The 446-nt window shown below is 36.1% G+C and carries 1 protein-coding gene; it reads left to right on the forward strand.

The genetic code is table 11. The features are described 5' to 3' along the window. Window positions 1-202 precede the first annotated feature (202 nt). A partial coding sequence (locus ASC50_RS07230) for an AAA family ATPase (protein ID WP_158648445.1) occupies window positions 203-446 on the forward strand: 244 nt, incomplete at its 3' end.

The following is a 446-nucleotide window of genomic DNA, read 5'->3' on the forward strand; positions in this document are numbered from 1 at the left end:
CAAGGAAATAGTTTGTCTTTGACGAATATGCAATTTGACGAAATCAATTTCGTTAAAATGCACATTTTAACGAAATCAATTTCGTTAAATTGCACCATTTGACGAAATCAATTTCGTTAAATAACACAATTTTCCGAAATCAATTTCGTGAAAATTGTTGTTTTTTCGAAAAAAAGTTGTACCTTTGCCGAAAATTTATGATATGGAACAGACAATAATTCAGCAAAATCCGCATTGGAGCGGCAAATGCTATCAGCATTTGCAGACAAGAGAGGTGTACGACAGGTTGTTAGAAAATCTGCAAACGAGGCATATTCAGATACTTACGGGTATCCGGCGGTGTGGAAAGTCCTCACTATTTCGTATGCTGATAAACGAATTGATGCAGCAGACAAATCCGAAAGCCATTTTGATGTTGAATATGGACGACCCTCAGTATTTTGAAG

It is taken from the genome of Candidatus Symbiothrix dinenymphae (assembly GCF_001431085.1).